The sequence below is a fragment of the Massilia sp. PAMC28688 genome (genome assembly GCF_019443445.1).
Classification (GTDB): domain Bacteria; phylum Pseudomonadota; class Gammaproteobacteria; order Burkholderiales; family Burkholderiaceae_D; genus Telluria_A.
Map to the genome: position 1 here is coordinate 3,419,956 of NZ_CP080378.1, position 15,014 is coordinate 3,434,969.

General features: G+C 63.7%; 16 protein-coding genes. 14 read left to right on the forward strand and 2 right to left on the reverse strand.

All coding sequences use genetic code 11. The features are described from left to right. Positions 1-7 precede the first annotated feature (7 nt). Entirely contained in the window at positions 8-1,354 is a 1,347-nt protein-coding gene (locus KY495_RS15315) for an acetate kinase (RefSeq protein WP_229518320.1), read from the forward strand. Positions 1,355-1,364: 10 nt separating this feature from the next. Beyond that, the gene (locus tag KY495_RS15320; RefSeq protein ID WP_219880255.1) at positions 1,365-3,419 is read left to right on the forward strand and encodes an EAL domain-containing protein; all 2,055 of its coding nucleotides are present in this window, start codon (positions 1,365-1,367) and stop codon (positions 3,417-3,419) included. A 6-nt stretch (positions 3,420-3,425) separates the two neighbouring features. Here the strand turns inward: KY495_RS15320 and KY495_RS15325 are convergent, their stop codons facing one another. Continuing rightward, the gene (locus tag KY495_RS15325) at positions 3,426-3,707 is read right to left on the reverse strand and encodes a TfoX/Sxy family DNA transformation protein (protein ID WP_229518321.1); all 282 of its coding nucleotides are present in this window, start codon (positions 3,705-3,707) and stop codon (positions 3,426-3,428) included. Between the two features lie 109 nt (positions 3,708-3,816). On the opposite strand from KY495_RS15325, the gene KY495_RS15330 reads away from it, so the two are divergent. The 12 genes from KY495_RS15330 to KY495_RS15390 all read left to right on the forward strand — a co-directional run bounded on the left by KY495_RS15330 (position 3,817) and on the right by KY495_RS15390 (position 14,366). Continuing rightward, the gene (locus KY495_RS15330) at positions 3,817-5,919 is read left to right on the forward strand and encodes a bifunctional diguanylate cyclase/phosphodiesterase (protein WP_219880256.1); all 2,103 of its coding nucleotides are present in this window, start codon (positions 3,817-3,819) and stop codon (positions 5,917-5,919) included. A gap of 248 nt (positions 5,920-6,167) precedes the next feature. Beyond that, a complete protein-coding gene (locus tag KY495_RS15335; protein WP_219880257.1) occupies positions 6,168-7,862 on the forward strand; it encodes a CTP synthase in 1,695 nt (564 codons plus the stop codon). After that, positions 7,859-8,713 (forward strand): 3-deoxy-8-phosphooctulonate synthase, encoded by an 855-nt coding sequence (kdsA, locus tag KY495_RS15340; protein ID WP_219880258.1) that lies wholly within the window; start codon positions 7,859-7,861, stop codon positions 8,711-8,713. Before KY495_RS15335 ends, kdsA begins: the two co-directional genes overlap by 4 nt. 91 nt (positions 8,714-8,804) lie before the next feature. Further along, the gene (gene eno / locus KY495_RS15345; RefSeq protein WP_219880259.1) at positions 8,805-10,088 is read left to right on the forward strand and encodes a phosphopyruvate hydratase; all 1,284 of its coding nucleotides are present in this window, start codon (positions 8,805-8,807) and stop codon (positions 10,086-10,088) included. A gap of 38 nt (positions 10,089-10,126) precedes the next feature. Next, on the forward strand, positions 10,127-10,468 hold the full coding sequence (ftsB, locus tag KY495_RS15350) for a cell division protein FtsB (protein WP_219880260.1): 342 nt from the start codon (positions 10,127-10,129) through the stop codon (positions 10,466-10,468). 87 nt (positions 10,469-10,555) lie between these two features. After that, positions 10,556-11,098 (forward strand): GbsR/MarR family transcriptional regulator, encoded by a 543-nt coding sequence (locus KY495_RS15355; protein WP_219880261.1) that lies wholly within the window; start codon positions 10,556-10,558, stop codon positions 11,096-11,098. Then, complete coding sequence (locus KY495_RS15360) at positions 11,095-11,529, forward strand: thiol-disulfide oxidoreductase DCC family protein (protein WP_219880262.1); 435 nt, start codon at positions 11,095-11,097, stop codon at positions 11,527-11,529. The genes KY495_RS15355 and KY495_RS15360 overlap by 4 nt, the downstream gene beginning before the upstream one ends. Further along, positions 11,526-12,017 (forward strand): cell division protein, encoded by a 492-nt coding sequence (locus tag KY495_RS15365; RefSeq protein WP_219880263.1) that lies wholly within the window; start codon positions 11,526-11,528, stop codon positions 12,015-12,017. The genes KY495_RS15360 and KY495_RS15365 overlap by 4 nt, the downstream gene beginning before the upstream one ends. A gap of 430 nt (positions 12,018-12,447) precedes the next feature. Next, positions 12,448-12,909 carry an RcnB family protein gene (locus tag KY495_RS15375; protein ID WP_219880264.1) on the forward strand — a complete coding sequence of 154 codons (462 nt, stop codon included), beginning with the start codon at positions 12,448-12,450 and terminating at the stop codon, positions 12,907-12,909. A gap of 96 nt (positions 12,910-13,005) precedes the next feature. After that, positions 13,006-13,602, forward strand: coding sequence for an SRPBCC family protein (locus tag KY495_RS15380; RefSeq protein ID WP_219880265.1), 597 nt, complete (start codon positions 13,006-13,008; stop codon positions 13,600-13,602). A gap of 163 nt (positions 13,603-13,765) precedes the next feature. Beyond that, positions 13,766-14,065 carry a type II toxin-antitoxin system RelE/ParE family toxin gene (locus tag KY495_RS15385; protein WP_219880266.1) on the forward strand — a complete coding sequence of 100 codons (300 nt, stop codon included), beginning with the start codon at positions 13,766-13,768 and terminating at the stop codon, positions 14,063-14,065. Next, positions 14,043-14,366 (forward strand): HigA family addiction module antitoxin, encoded by a 324-nt coding sequence (locus KY495_RS15390; RefSeq protein WP_219880267.1) that lies wholly within the window; start codon positions 14,043-14,045, stop codon positions 14,364-14,366. The genes KY495_RS15385 and KY495_RS15390 overlap by 23 nt, the downstream gene beginning before the upstream one ends. A 206-nt stretch (positions 14,367-14,572) precedes the next feature. Here the strand turns inward: KY495_RS15390 and KY495_RS15395 are convergent, their stop codons facing one another. Beyond that, complete coding sequence (locus KY495_RS15395) at positions 14,573-15,013, reverse strand: thioesterase family protein (protein WP_219880268.1); 441 nt, start codon at positions 15,011-15,013, stop codon at positions 14,573-14,575. Position 15,014 lies beyond the last annotated feature (1 nt).

Genomic DNA, 15,014 nt, shown 5'->3' on the forward strand with positions numbered 1-15,014 from the left:
GATAGGCATGCAGGAACAGCGGAGCATTCTTTTGGCCGGCCTTGGCGCCGGCCTCACCCTGGCCGCCGGCTGCCAGGCGGCCGGCCAGGACAGCCAGGACAGCCAGCTACAGGCCCTGGAACAGAAGCTGGCCGCCCAGGCCGGTCAGATCGCACAGCTGGCGCGCGAACTGGCGGCGCAGCGTGCCCTCGTCGAGGAGCAGCGGGCCGCCCTGGCGCGCCTGACGCCGCCGGCGAGCACAGCGCCTGAAGCGCCGCAGGTGGCGGCCACGGCGCCGCAGGAGCTCGACGAGCAGCGAGCCACCGGCGCCCAGGTGGCCGCGGCTCCTGCCCAGCCGGCCCAGCCGGCCCCGCGCCCGGCCCAGCCGGTGGGCCGCACGCCGCCGCGCCGCGACCGCCCACCCGAGGTGCCGCCACTGTTCGAGCAGCCGGGCGTGCTGACCGCGCCCGACAAATACGTGGTCGAACCTGCCCTGCAGTTCGGCTACGCTTCAAGCAACCGCGTGGCCCTGGTCGGCTATACCGTCATTCCCGCCCTCCTGATCGGGCTGATCGATGTGCGCGAAGTCAAGCGCAATACGGTGACCGGCTCGCTGTCGCTGCGCACGGGATTGAGCAAGCGGCTGGAAGTGGAGGCCAAGCTGCCTTATGTGTACCGGTCCGATGCGACCGTCAGCCGCGAGCTGTTTACCGGCACCGCGGTGGAGCGGGTGTTCGATACCAGCGGCAAGCACGTGGGCGACATCGAGCTGGCGGCACGCTACCAGCTCAACCAGGGCGGCGCGGCACGCGCCTATTACATTGGGGGGCTGCGCTTCAAGAGCCGTACCGGACGCGACCCGTTTGACGTCGTCACCGACTGCACCACCCGCTGCGTGGGCGAGAACGTGACCGGCACCGGCCTGCCGCTGGAATTGCCCACCGGCTCGGGCTTTTATTCGCTGCAGCCAAGCCTGACCTGGCTGTTCCCGTCCGACCCGGCCATTTTCTTCGGTTCCGTCAGCTACCTGTACAACTTCGAGCGCAAGAACGTGAGCCGTACCGTGCTCAATGGCGAACGCGAGCGGATTGGCGACCTGAAGGCGGGCGCCGTGGCCGGCTTCAATTTCGGCATGGGCATCGCGCTCAACGATAAAACCTCCATCAGTTTCGGCTATGATCATAGTTCCGTAGCAAGAATGCAACAGAATGGGGCGCCGGTTCCGTCATCCGTGCGCACACAACTGGGCACCTTGGTGATAGGCTACTCTTACCGGCTCGATGCCACACGTACGCTCAATGCATCGGTCGGGGTCGGCGTGACGCGCGACACGCCCGATGTCTCACTCACACTGCGCATGCCTTGGAGCCTCTGAGGAACAATAAATGATGGCAGTGCAGGAGGAAGATGACCTGCTGGCGTACGCCGCCGTGGCCCCCTGGGAGTCGCGCGCCGGCACGTCTGTCGTACTGAGCGCCGGCGGCGCCCTCATGGCCGGGCTGGACGGGCCCGGCACCCAATCCCTGGCCGACTTCATGGCCCTGGTCCATCCGGGCGACCGCGCCCGCCTGGCCGAGTACCTGGGCAGCGAAGCGCGCGCCGGCCACTTTTCCGTCTCGTTCCGGGTCTGCCCGGGAACGGCCGGTCCGCGCTGGCTGACCCTGCGCGGCAGCGTGCTCGATGCCACCGGCGGCGAACTGCCCCTGATCCGCGGCCTCATCGGCGAACGGGCCGACCAGATCCACACCGATACCATTGCCGCCCGCACCCTGAAGGCCATTGACGAAGGCATCCTGACCAGCGATGCCAGCGGACGCATCACCTACATCAACCCGGCCGGCGAAGCCTTGACCGGCTGCGCCGGCCATCAAATCCTGGGCCTGATGGTGGACCGCGCCCTGCATTTTGTGCATCCGGACGGCTCGCCCGAATTCGAATGCGCGGTCCAGCGCTGCCTGCGCCTGCGCCAGACCGTCACCCGCGCGGCCGACTGCATCCTCTCCACCTGCGACGGACGGCGCCTCGTCATCGAGGAAGCCGCCTCGCCCATCATGGGCGCCGACGGGCAGGTCACCGGCGCCGTCATGGTCTTTCGCGACGTGAGCCACGAGCGCCACCTGCGCCAGCAACTGTCCTGGCGCGCCACCCATGACGCACTGACGGGCCTGCTCAACCGGGCCGAGTTCGAGGCCCAGCTCGCCAGCGCCTGCCAGAGCGCGGCTGCCGACGACCATCTGCACGCGCTGCTGTTCATGGACCTGGACCGCTTCAAGATCGTCAATGATACCTGCGGCCACGGCGCCGGTGACCAGCTGCTGCAAATGCTCACCAGGCTCTTGCTGGCGCACCTGCGCGAGAGCGATGTGCTGGCGCGCCTGGGCGGCGACGAGCTGGGCTTGCTGCTGCTGCACTGCCCCATGGACAAGGCCGAGCACGTGGCCAACAATTTGCGCCAGGCAGTGCGCGACTTCCGCTTTCAGTGGGAGGAGCATGTGTTCCAGCTTGGCATCAGCATCGGCATTGCCGGCATCGTGCCGGACGGCTGTCCCGCCCGCGACATCATGAGCCGGGCCGACCAGGCCTGTTACGCCGCCAAGCAGGCGGGGCGTGACTGCGTGCGCATCTACGAGCCGAGCGCCGCCGAGCGCGCCGCCCATGCGGGCAAGGCGGCCTGGATGGCCAAGCTGCGCAGCGCCTTTGAACATGAGCGCTTCCGCCTCTATACCATGCCGATCCGGCGCCTGTCGGCGCCGGGCGACGGCAACGGGGAGGGCGGGCACGAAGAGATCCTGGTGCGCATGTCCACCGAAAGCGATGGCGTGCTGCTGCCCGGCGCCTTCCTGCCGGCGGCCGAACGGCACGAAATGATGACGGCGATCGACCGCTGGGTGATTGACGCGCTATGCCGCTACATGCACCAGCAGCAGCTGGCCGACCCCGGGTGGGGCGCGCTGTGCTCGGTCAACCTGTCGCCGGCTTCCATGAGCGAGCCGGGCATGGCCCGCTTCGTGGCCGACTGCTTTGCCCGCCACGCCGTCACGCCATCCATGTTCTGCATCGAAATAGACGAATCGGCCATGGCGGCGGCGCCCCATGCGGCGCGCGAACTGGTGCAGGAACTGCGCGGCAGTGGTTGCCGCTTTACGCTTGACAATTTTGGCGGTGCCATGTCGTCCTTTGCCACGCTCAAGCAGGTCCCGGTGGACTTCTTGAAAATTGACGGCATGCTGGTACGCGGCAGCGCGAGCGACCCCATGTGCCGGGTGATGGTGCGCGCCATCAGCGATGTGGCCCATACGATGGGCATGCAGACCGTGGCCGGGCATGTGGAAAATGACGACATCCTGCACGCCCTGGATGATTTGGGCATCGATTTCGTGCAGGGGTATGCCATCGGCCAGGCGCAGCCGCTGCCGGAGCGGCGCTACCTCATGCATTGAGGGCTATCAGCGCGGCGCCAGGCCCAGTTGATCAAGCCGCAGCACGATGTCGGCGCGCCGCTCGCGCTTGATGTCCTGCCAGTGGCGCCCTTCGATCGCGCCGATGATCGCGTACAGGGCCAGGATATTGACGCCCGGGATGCGCGCCTTCAGTCTGGCATAGACGTCAAACGGCTCGGCCGCGCGCAGTTGGGCGGGGCAGAGAATCCCGATTTGTTCCAGCCAGGCCGCGGTCACGGGACCGAGTCCCTGCATGTCGATCAGCCGCTCTTGCGCATCCATTGTCATGGCGCCATTCTAGGCCAGTCCCAGGCAATTGTCATGGCGCGCAGCCCGCGCCGGGAACCAAGCCGGGGCAGGGCGGTCCAACCCGGATCACAACCGGTGGTGTGCAGTCATGGCAATCGCCCAATTTATCCGTGCCCACATCGCGGCCATCCTGGACGAATGGGAGCAGTTTGCGCGCAGCCTGCCCATTGCCCGCAAGCTCAGCCGGGAAGCCCTGCGCGACCATGCGCGCGGCATTCTCCTTGCCATTGCCGATGACCTCGAGCGCGAGCAAAGCGCGGCGCAGGCCGAGGTCAAGTCCAAGGGGGGCGGCGTGCCCGTGTCCCCTTCGAGCGCGGCCGGCCTGCATGGGGCCGACCGCCTGGTGGAGGGCTTCACGGTCAACGATGCCATGTCGGAATACCGGGCCCTGCGGGCCTGCATCGTGCGCCTGTGGACGCAGCAGGCAGGGACCGGGCGCGATGGCGCCTGCGCCGACCTGATCAGGTTCAACGAAGCCATCGACCAGGCCTTGACGGACTCCCTCGACGGCTATTCCGATGACCGGGAGCGCCGGGGCCGCTTGTACGATACCTTGCTGTCGGTCTCGCCCGACCTGTCGTTTGTGGTCGATCACGAAGCACGCCTTGTGTACGGCAATGCCGCCCTGGCCAGCGAGGTGGGGGCGCCGCTGAGCGCGTTGCGCGGCCAGCGCCTGGCCGATCTGAACGGCTTTCGTCAGAGCATGCTCGCAGAACATGTGGCGGCCGTGTTCCGCACGCGCGCGGCCACGCTGGGCGAATTCACGCGCCAGCGCAGCGGGCGCCCGGTCACGTATGAATACCTGCTGGTCCCGGTGGGCGGGGCCGAGGAAGCTGTCGAGGCGGTGGCCGGCATTGCGCGGGACATCTCGCAGCGCAAGGCAACGGAAGAAAAATACCGGCGCGGCGCCCATTATGATGATCTGACGGGGCTGCCCAACCGCAACCTGTTCAGCGACCGGCTGCATCACGAAATCGAACGCGCGCGCCGCCTTGGTCTGCCGCTGGCGCTCATGTTCATCGATCTCGACGGCTTCAAACAAGTCAACGATCTGCTGGGCCACCAGGCCGGCGACGAATTGCTGCGCCAGGCGGCGGCCCGTCTGCGGGGCTGCGTGCGCGGCGCCGACACCGTGGCGCGCCTGGCCGGCGACGAATTTACCGTCATCCTCAGCGAAATCCGGCACATGCCCCATGTGTACGTCCTGGCCCAGCATATCCTTGATGAGCTGGCGCGCGAATTCACCCTGGGCGAGCGCAAGGTCGTCATTTCCGCCAGCCTCGGCGTTGCCATCAGTCCCCAGGATGGGGCGGATGCCGCCGTGCTGCTGCGCCATGCAGACCAGGCAATGTATGCGGCCAAGCAGGCCGGCCGCAACCGCTATTGCTTGTTCACGCCCGAAATGCGGCACGCCGCATGGCAGCGCCGCGCCCGCGTTGCCGAACTGCGCCAGGCGATGGCCCTGCATCAGCTCAAGGTCTTGTATCAGCCCATCGTGGCGCTGGCTGACAGAGCCGTCATCGGTGCCGAAGCGCAGCTATGCTGGCAGCATCCGCAACAGGGCCTGCTGGCCTCGTCCAGCTTTGCGGATCTTGCCGCCGAGGCAGGCCTGACGGGCGAGCTGGACGGCCTCGTGATGGCCGACGCACTTTCTCATGCAAAGCAGTGGGCGGACAGCACGGGCACGGCATTTCCCATCAGTATAGAAAGCGCGTCCTTTGTGTTCGATGGGGCAGGCAGCGGGCCGCAGGTGCGCGCCATTATGGACCAGCTGCCCCAGGCGGGCGCCCCGGTGGCGCTGGAAGTGACCGAGGACATGCTGCTCAGCGACGCGCCCGGCGGCCGGGCCATGCTGGCCCAGCTTGCCAGCGCCGGCGTCATGCTGACGCTGGATAATTTTGGCAGCGGCCGTTCGGCGCTGGCCAGCCTCACCTCGTTGCCTCTGGCCGGCCTGCGCCTGGCGCCGGCACTGGTACGCGACCTCGCCCAGACCATGCCCCGATCCCTGGCGCTTGGCATCATTGCCGCCTGTCATGGCATGGGATTGATGGTGGTCGCCGAAGGGGTGGCCACCCCGGAACAGGCGAATTGTTTGCTGGAACTTGACTGCGATTATGCCCAGGGCGACCACTTCTACCGGCCGATGGCGCCGGAGGCGCTGCACAGCCTGATCGTGGGGCCGCAGCCTTGAGGGCAGAAAATACCCGCGCCCGCCGGAGCCTTCGGTGGACGCTTCGCGGCGCGCGCAAGGGCATCAACTGCAGGGTGGATTCCGGATCGCCGGCGCGGGCAAGATAGTTCTGAGTAGAAATAGTGTTGTCGCCGTCGAGACGGCATCCCACTGGCGCGGCGGTGGAAGTTGCCTTGTTTTGCACCAAGGTTTCACGCTTTTAAGGTATAATTTCAATTTCCCGCACGTGCCGTTCGGCACTATCAGCAATGACCAAATTTGTCTTCGTCACCGGTGGCGTCGTGTCTTCCCTTGGCAAAGGGATTGCCGCCGCCTCTCTCGCCGCGATCCTCGAATCGCGCGGCCTCAAAGTCACCATGCTCAAGCTCGACCCGTACATCAACGTCGACCCTGGCACGATGAGCCCCATGCAGCATGGTGAAGTGTTCGTGACCGATGACGGGGCCGAGACCGACCTCGACCTCGGCCACTATGAGCGCTTCATCAGCACCCGCATGCGCAAGGTGAACAACTTCACCACCGGCCAGATTTATGAGTCCGTCATTCGCAAGGAACGGCGCGGCGAGTATCTGGGCAAGACAGTGCAGGTCATTCCGCACATTACCAATGAAATCCAGGATTACATTTACCGCGGCGCCGAAGGCGTGGACGTGGCGCTGGTGGAAATTGGCGGCACGGTGGGCGACATCGAGTCGCTGCCCTTCCTGGAAGCGGCGCGCCAGCTGTCGCTGCGCGCGGGTCGCAAGTCGTCGGCCTTTGTGCACCTGACCCTGGTGCCGTACATCGCATCGGCCGGCGAACTGAAAACCAAGCCCACCCAGCACAGTGTGCAAAAGCTGCGCGAAATCGGCATTTCGCCCAACGCGCTGCTGTGCCGCGCCGATCGCCCGATTCCGGATGACGAGCGGGCCAAGATTTCGCTGTTCTCCAACGTCGAAGAGCAGGCCGTGATCTCGGTGTGGGACGCCGACACCATCTACAAGGTGCCGCAGATGCTGCATGACCAGGGGCTCGACGCCATCATCCTGGAAGCGCTGGGCCTGGAAGCGCCGCCGGCCGACCTGTCCATGTGGACCAAGCTTATTTACGCGCTGGAGAATCCGAAGGAATCGGTCACCATCGGCATGGTCGGCAAGTACGTGGACCTGACCGAGTCGTACAAGTCGCTCACCGAAGCGCTGCGCCACGCCGGCATCCATACCGAAAGCCGCGTCAACATCGAGTACCTCGATTCGGAAGACATCGAAACGCGCGGCTGCGACCACCTGGCCAAGTACGACGCCATCCTGGTGCCGGGCGGCTTCGGCAAGCGCGGCGTGGAAGGCAAGATCATGGCGGCGCGCTACGCCCGCGAAAACGGCATTCCCTACCTGGGCATCTGCCTGGGCATGCAGGTGGCGCTGATCGAATACGCGCGCCACAAGGCCGGCATGGTCAACGCCAATTCGACCGAATTCGATACCGAGACCGACCAGCCGGTCGTGGCCCTCATCAACGAGTGGCAGAACCATGACGGCAAGGTCGAAAAGCGCGACGCCTCGTCCGACCTGGGCGGCACCATGCGCCTGGGCGCACAGACCTGCGCGGTCAACCCCGGCACCCTGGCAGCGGAGATCTATGGTTCCGTGGTCACCGAGCGTCACCGTCACCGCTATGAAGCGAACAACCACTACCTCTCAAGGGTGGAAGCGGCTGGCCTGATCGTATCGGCCCGCACGCCGACCGAAGACTTGTGCGAAATCATGGAACTGCCGCGCGAGGGCGAAAACGCCCACCCGTGGTACATGGGTGTGCAGTACCACCCTGAGTTCAAGTCCACCCCGCGCACCGGCCACCCGCTGTTCATTTCGTTCATCCAGGCCGCCTTGGCGCACAAGGCAGCCAACGCCCACCCGGCAGCGGCCAACAATGGTGCCGCTGCCCTGCAAGGAGATGCAGCATGAAGCTTTGCGGATTCGATGTAGGCCTTGACCACCCGATCTTCCTCATCGCCGGTACCTGCGTGATTGAATCGCGCCAGATGGCGATGGACACTGCCGGCACGCTCAAGGAAATCACCTCCAGCCTCGGCATCCCGTTCATCTACAAGTCGTCGTTCGACAAGGCCAATCGCTCCTCGGGCACCTCGTTCCGTGGTCCCGGCATGGACAAGGGCCTCGAGATCCTGGCCGACGTGCGGCGCGAAATCGGCGTACCGGTGCTCACCGACATTCATTCGATCGAAGAAATCGCCGCCGTGTCCTCAGTGGTCGACGTGCTGCAGACGCCGGCCTTTTTGTGCCGCCAGACCGACTTCATCGTCGCCTGCGCCCAGTCGGGCAAACCGGTCAACATCAAGAAGGGCCAGTTCCTCGCGCCCGGCGACATGAAGAACGTGATCGACAAGGCGCGCCTGGCAGCGAAGGAAGCGGGCCTGAATGAAGACAACTTCATGGCCTGCGAGCGCGGCGTCTCCTTTGGCTACAACAACCTCGTTTCCGACATGCGCTCGCTGGCGATCATGCGCGAATCGAACTGCCCGGTCGTGTTCGATGCGACCCATTCGGTACAGCTGCCGGGCGGACAGGGCACCTCATCCGGTGGCCAGCGCGAGCACATTCCCGTGCTCTCGCGCGCAGCCGTGGCAGCCGGTATCGCCGGCCTGTTCATGGAGACGCACCCCAATCCTGCGCAGGCGCTGTCGGACGGCCCCAACGCCGTTCCCCTTGGCCGCATGAAGGAACTCCTGACCACGCTGGTGCAGATCGACCGCGTCGTCAAGCAGACCGGTTTCCTGGAATCGTCCTTCACCTGATGCGCGGCCCGTCCGCACACGCCACTGCCCATACTTCGGCGGTTCCCCCGGGAGCCGCCCACCATTTTGCTTACCCTTTTGGAGAATAATAATGAGTGCTATCGTTGATATTATCGGCCGTGAAATTATCGATTCGCGCGGCAATCCAACCGTCGAATGCGACGTGCTGCTGGAGTCGGGCGTGATGGGCCGTGCCGCTGTCCCTTCGGGCGCGTCGACCGGTTCGCGCGAGGCGATCGAACTGCGTGACGGCGACAAGAACCGCTACTTCGGCAAGGGCGTGCTGCAGGCCTGCGAGAATATCAATACCGAGATCTCCGAAGCGATCATGGGCCTGGACGCCAACGAACAGGCTTTCCTGGACCGCACCCTGATCGACCTCGATGGCACTGAAAACAAGAGCCGCCTGGGCGCCAATGCCATGCTGGCCGTATCGATGGCCGTGGCCAAGGCAGCCGCTGAAGAAGCAGGCTTGCCGCTGTACCGCTACTTCGGCGGTTCGGGCGCGATGCAGATGCCGGTGCCGATGATGAACGTGATCAATGGCGGCGCCCACGCCGACAACAACCTGGACATCCAGGAATTCATGATCATTCCGGTTGGCGCGCCAAGCTTCAAGGAAGCGATCCGCTACGGTGCCGAGATCTTCCACACCCTGAAAAAAATCCTGCACGAAAAGAAGCTGGCCACCTCGGTCGGCGACGAAGGCGGTTTCGCGCCCAATGTGGCCAACCATGAAGAAGCCATCAAGCTGATCATGCAGGCAATCGAGCAGGCCGGCTACGAGCCAGGCGTGCAGGTGGCCCTGGGCCTGGACTGCGCCGCCAGCGAATTTTTCAAGGACGGCAAGTACCACCTGGAAGGCGAAGGCCTGCAGCTGACCTCCACCGAGTTCACCGACATGCTGGAAACCTGGTGCGACAAGTACCCGATCATCTCGATCGAAGACGCGATGCACGAGGGTGACTGGGAAGGCTGGAAGATCCTCACCGACCGCCTTGGCAAGAAGGTGCAGCTGGTGGGCGACGACCTGTACGTCACCAACACCAAGATCCTGAAAGAGGGCATCTCGAAAGGCATCGCCAACTCGATCCTCATCAAGATCAACCAGATCGGCACCCTGACCGAGACCTTCGCCGCCATTGAAATGGCCAAGCGCGCCGGCTACACCGCCGTGATCTCGCACCGCTCCGGCGAAACCGAAGACTCGACCATCGCCGATATCGCCGTTGGTACCAACGCCCTGCAGATCAAGACCGGCTCGATGTCGCGCTCGGACCGCATGGCCAAGTACAACCAGCTGCTGCGCATCGAGGAAGACCTGGGCGACGTTGCCAGCTACCCTGGCCGCGCCGCGTTCTACAACCTGAAGTAAGCCAGGCTGCGGGCCGGGCAACCGGCCTGCATACGCTCATGCGCCTCATCACGCTCGCCCTCGCGGCACTCCTGATCCTGATCCAGATTCCCCTGTGGCTGGGGAAGGGCGGATGGCTGCGCGTGGCCGAGCTGGAAACCCAGGTCAGCAAGGCGAAGATCCATACCGAGGAGCTCAAGGCGCGCAACGCCAAGTTCGACTCCGAAGTGCGCGACCTGCGCGACGGTACCGGCGCCGTGGAAGAGCGCGCGCGCCTGGAACTGAACATGATCCGCGAAAACGAAGTCTTCGTGCAGTTCCTGCGTCCTGAAGACCCCAAGGAATCGGCCACGCCGCCGCCGCCTCCACCGCCTGCAAAGCCGGATAAGCCCAAGCAATAATCAAGCATCTGTCTGAATGTCGTTGACATTCATGTCATTTCGGCGTTTAATTTCTGTGTTGACAGAAATTGCAGAAATGAGGGAAATATGGCGCTGGGTCCGACCGAACAGAAATTCATCCTGCACTGGGGCGAGATGGGCACGCGCTGGGGTGTCAATCGCACCGTGGCCCAGATCCATGCGCTGCTGTTCCTGGCCAACCGGCCTTTGAGCGCGGAAGACATTGCAGAAGCCCTGGGCGTGGCACGCTCCAATGTCAGCAACAGCATCAAGGAACTGCAAAGCTGGAAGCTGATCCGCGTGACCCACCTGCTGGGCGACCGGCGCGACCACTTCGTCGCCCTGCAGGATGTGTGGGAAATCTTCCGCGTCATTGTGGAAGAGCGCAAGCGGCGCGAAATCGATCCGACCCTGACCATGCTGCGCGAGTGCGCGATTGAAGGCGGCAGCGACAGCGCGCTGGAGCCGGCGTCGCTGGCGCGCATGAATGAGGTGCTTGGTTTCCTTGACATGCTCGGCGCCAGCTACGACGACTACAAGCACCTGCCGCCGGCCACCTTGCAGCGCTTCCTGAAAATGGGCGGCAAGGTGGCGCGCTTGCTGGGCAGCGACGACAAGGAGCCATCATGAGCGATCCTGCGCTGACCCTGTACTACGACGGCAAGTGCCCCTTTTGCCTGGCTGAGATGACCCGCCTGGCGCGCTGGGACCGGGAGCAGGGCAGCGTGCTGGCCTTTGTCGACATCGCGCAGCCAGGCTTCGATCCATCGCCGCTCAAGGCTGGCATGGCCGAGCTCAATGCGCAGCTGTACGCGCTAAGGCGCGATGGCCGGGTGCTGGTGGGTGTGGACAGCATGCTCGCTGCCTACACGCTGGCCGGCCGTGGCTACCTGGTGTGGCCGCTGCGCGCGCCGCTGCTGCGCAGTGTGCTCTCGTTTTTCTACCGCGTCTTTGCACGCCATCGCTACACCATGTCGCGGCTGCTGGGCTACAAGCCGGCATGCGGCACGGACGTGTGCACGCCGGGTAACCCCTTCCTGACCAAACGGAGCAAGCCATGAAGCGCGATAACGTGCGTACCTGGGCGGTGTACCTGACTTATGCCAGCATTGCCGGGCACCTGCTGGTAGGGGCGCTGCTGCCCCTGATCGTGGGTCTGGGCATGTTCGACAGCTACCACCGCGGCATCGAGGCCGCGTTTTACGGGGCCGCCATTCCGCACGGCGCGCGTGCCCATCAGAGCTGGTGGATCTCGCTGTTCGGCCCCACCGTGCAGGCAGCGGCAGTGTGGATGGCGGCCCTGGCCTACCTGGGCGCGCGCCAGCGAAGTGCCTTTGCCTGGGCCGCGCTCATTGCCGGCATCGTGCTATGGGCGCCGCAGGACATGTACATTTCGCTGCTGGCCGGCGCCTGGGCGCATGTGTGGATTGACAGTGCAGCGCTGGTGATCATGCTGCCGCCGCTGGTGGCCCTGTATATCATCGACCGGCAGGTGGCCACGCCATCGGCATCCCATCCGGACGCGAGTGGCTGTCATGGATTCAAGTGAGCTATCGGGCCATGGTTCGCCTGAGCCGCACCGGTGCCAGTGGTCCTGACGACTTCACGGGCTCCATGGACTGGCGCCCGTGCGTAGTTTGCCGCCTCGCCGCACGCATGCTGCGCCCTCGGCGGCTGGCCGAGGCCTGGCCCCTGCGGCTGGCGCCCGGCGAAGTGGCTGGCCTGCTGCCGGACGGCCAGCGCATTTGCCCGCGTAGACGGACCGCGTACGCCTGCGTGTTCAGCCATCCCACGCTGGAGGGCGCTTCGCAGTCTTGCCAATTGAGATACCTCTCGTAACACTTATTACGTGGTGGCGATATCCCTGGGGCAGGCAATAGGGTCTAATGAACTCATGGAAAAAGAAAACGTTCTCGTCCATGTCCCTGAAACGACCCGTGGCAGGGACTTAGCAGTAGCCACTCAAGACAGGAGTTCATATGTTTAACAAAGCCCTCGCATTCGCCGTTACCGCAGCCTGCCTTACGGCCGGCGCCGCGCACGCCCAGTCATATGATTCCCGTCATGACCAGCGTTCGCAGCATTACGACCGTAACGGCAGCTACAACGATGGCAGCCGCCATTACGACAGCCGCCGCGACTATCGCCGCGACCAGCGCCGGGCCGACCGCTACTACGGCAGTCGCGATGGCTACCAGTCGCACTATGACAGCCGCGACTATCGCTATCGCAACAATGGTTACAGCAACGGCCAGCGCTACCACCTGCGCCGCGGCGAGCGCCTGTCGCATCACCACGGCCGACACGTGATGGTCAGTGACTGGCGCCGTCACCGTGGCCTGTACGCCCCGCATCGCGGCCATCAGTGGGTGCAGGTGGGTGGGGATTACGCCCTGGTCGCCATTGCAACCGGCCTGATTGCCTACGTCCTGACCAACTAAATCTCATCCCGCAACCGTGGCGCCCTGCTGGCTCCACGGTTGACTTTGTTGGCACACGTAAATGACAATGCGTCAACTTCATTCCGACTGCCTTCCATGTCACTTGCGCGCGCGTTCCTTCTCTCCTGCCTCCTGCCGGCCAGCGCGTTCGCGGCCGATGCCATCGATCTCAAGTCGCTGGGCGAGAAGGAAGTGCGCGTTGTCGATGTGAGCAAGACCGGCAGCCCCGGCAAGTCCTTCGTGGCCGCCACCATTGTCAATGCGCCTCTGCAGGAAGTGTGCAAGGTTCTGCAGCAGTATGAAAGCTACCCGGCCTTCATGCCCAATACCCACTCGGCCAAGGTTTCACACAGCGCGGCCACGCATGCGCTGGTGGACGTCACGCTCAAGCTGCCGATGGGGAAAATCAAAAAATACCGCCTGCGCATGGAACCAGCTGTCAGCAGCACCAGTTGTGTACTGGCGTGGAAACAGGTGCCTTGGCCTGGCCTGAAGCAGGAAGAAACCATTGCCGATACCACTGGCCAGTGGCATTTGACGCCTCATGGGGCGGGCAGGACTGCCGTGCGCTACAGCGTCTATACCGACCCTGGGCCAATTCCGTTCGGACTGGGCTGGATTGTCGATAGCCTGAGCAAGGACAGCATTCCGCAGACGCTGGAGGGCGTGCGCCGCCGCGTGGTCAAACTGTAAGGAAGGTGATAAGGGCAGTGCGCAGCCGTTGAATTGAAGCGTTGCAGTGGCGAGTGAAGCAGAGAATTCGGATGACCAGTCTGACGCGCTGCAAGCCACTGCACAAGAGGGCGTTGACTTTGTTATCTACTAGATTACACTGTGATTCCAGGGGCGGCGCCAATTGATCACTTCGATTCGTCACAAAGGACTGCGGAAATTTTACGCCGATGGAGACCATCGTGGCATTCCTGCGGAATTCGGCCCTCGAATTGAACGCATGCTCGACCGACTAGAAAGTTGTGTCAGGCCGGAAGATATGAATGTGCCTGGCTTTAGGTTCCATCAGCTCAAAGGTGGGCGTAAAGGCAGCTATGCTGTGTCGGTATCCGCAAACTGGCGTATTACGTTCAAGTTTGAAGGTGAAAATGCGGTAGATGTGGATTTGGAGGACTTCACTGATGAAAACGCTGCGCAATCCTGACCGGCGGCCCACACATCCTGGGGCAGTGCTGCGTGAAGATATTTTGCCGGCATTGAAAATGACACAAACCGAGCTGGCTGAACGGCTTGGTGTCAGCCGCTTGAGCATTTCGGAACTCGTCCACGAGAAGCGCGCCATGTCGCCTGAAATGGCGGTGCGGATCGCGACCTTGCTGAACACATCACCCGAAAGTTGGCTGCGGATGCAGGAAGCTGTAGAGCTGTGGACGGTGAGGCAGAATACAAGCAAATTGGCGTCGATCACGCCGTTGGACCAATCCCGACTGGATCTGGCTGCATAAAGATACGCCTGTCTCCTTGCACTTAACGCAGTCTGACTGTGAACGGTTGGGCTATCGCTGGGACATCAAAGAACCGCCAAGTGGGTGGCTCAAGGAGTTCTTTGATCGACGTGTCGAGTAAGGCCATAAAGGCGGCTCTCGGGCCGATTGCCGTCGTTCAAGTAATCAAACCAGCCAAGCTACGTCCGGCTTCCCGTCAGGGCCGATCACGTAGTCGCCGTGTTGCCACGAATGGTTTCAAGCACACTGCGCACCGGCGCTGGGATCGGCACGGAGCGATTGCTGCTGCGCTCCACGTAGACATGCACGAAGTGGCCAGCGGCGGCCGGCATTTGCTCGTCGTTGCGGTAAATCCCGATCTCGTATCTCACGCTCGAGTTGCCCAGCTTGGCTACCCGAATCCCCACATGGATTGTGTCCGGGAAGGCGACCGGACTGAAATACGAGCAACCCGAGTCGACCACGAAACCAACCACCTCGCCCTTGTGGATATCGAGCACGCCGCGCTCGATCAGGAACTGGTTGACGGCCGTATCGAAGTACGAGTAGTACTGCACGTTGTTGACGTGGCCGTACACATCATTGTCCATCCAGCGCGTGCTGATGGTCACAAAGTGCGGCCAGTCCGAGCGGGGCACGGCGCGCATC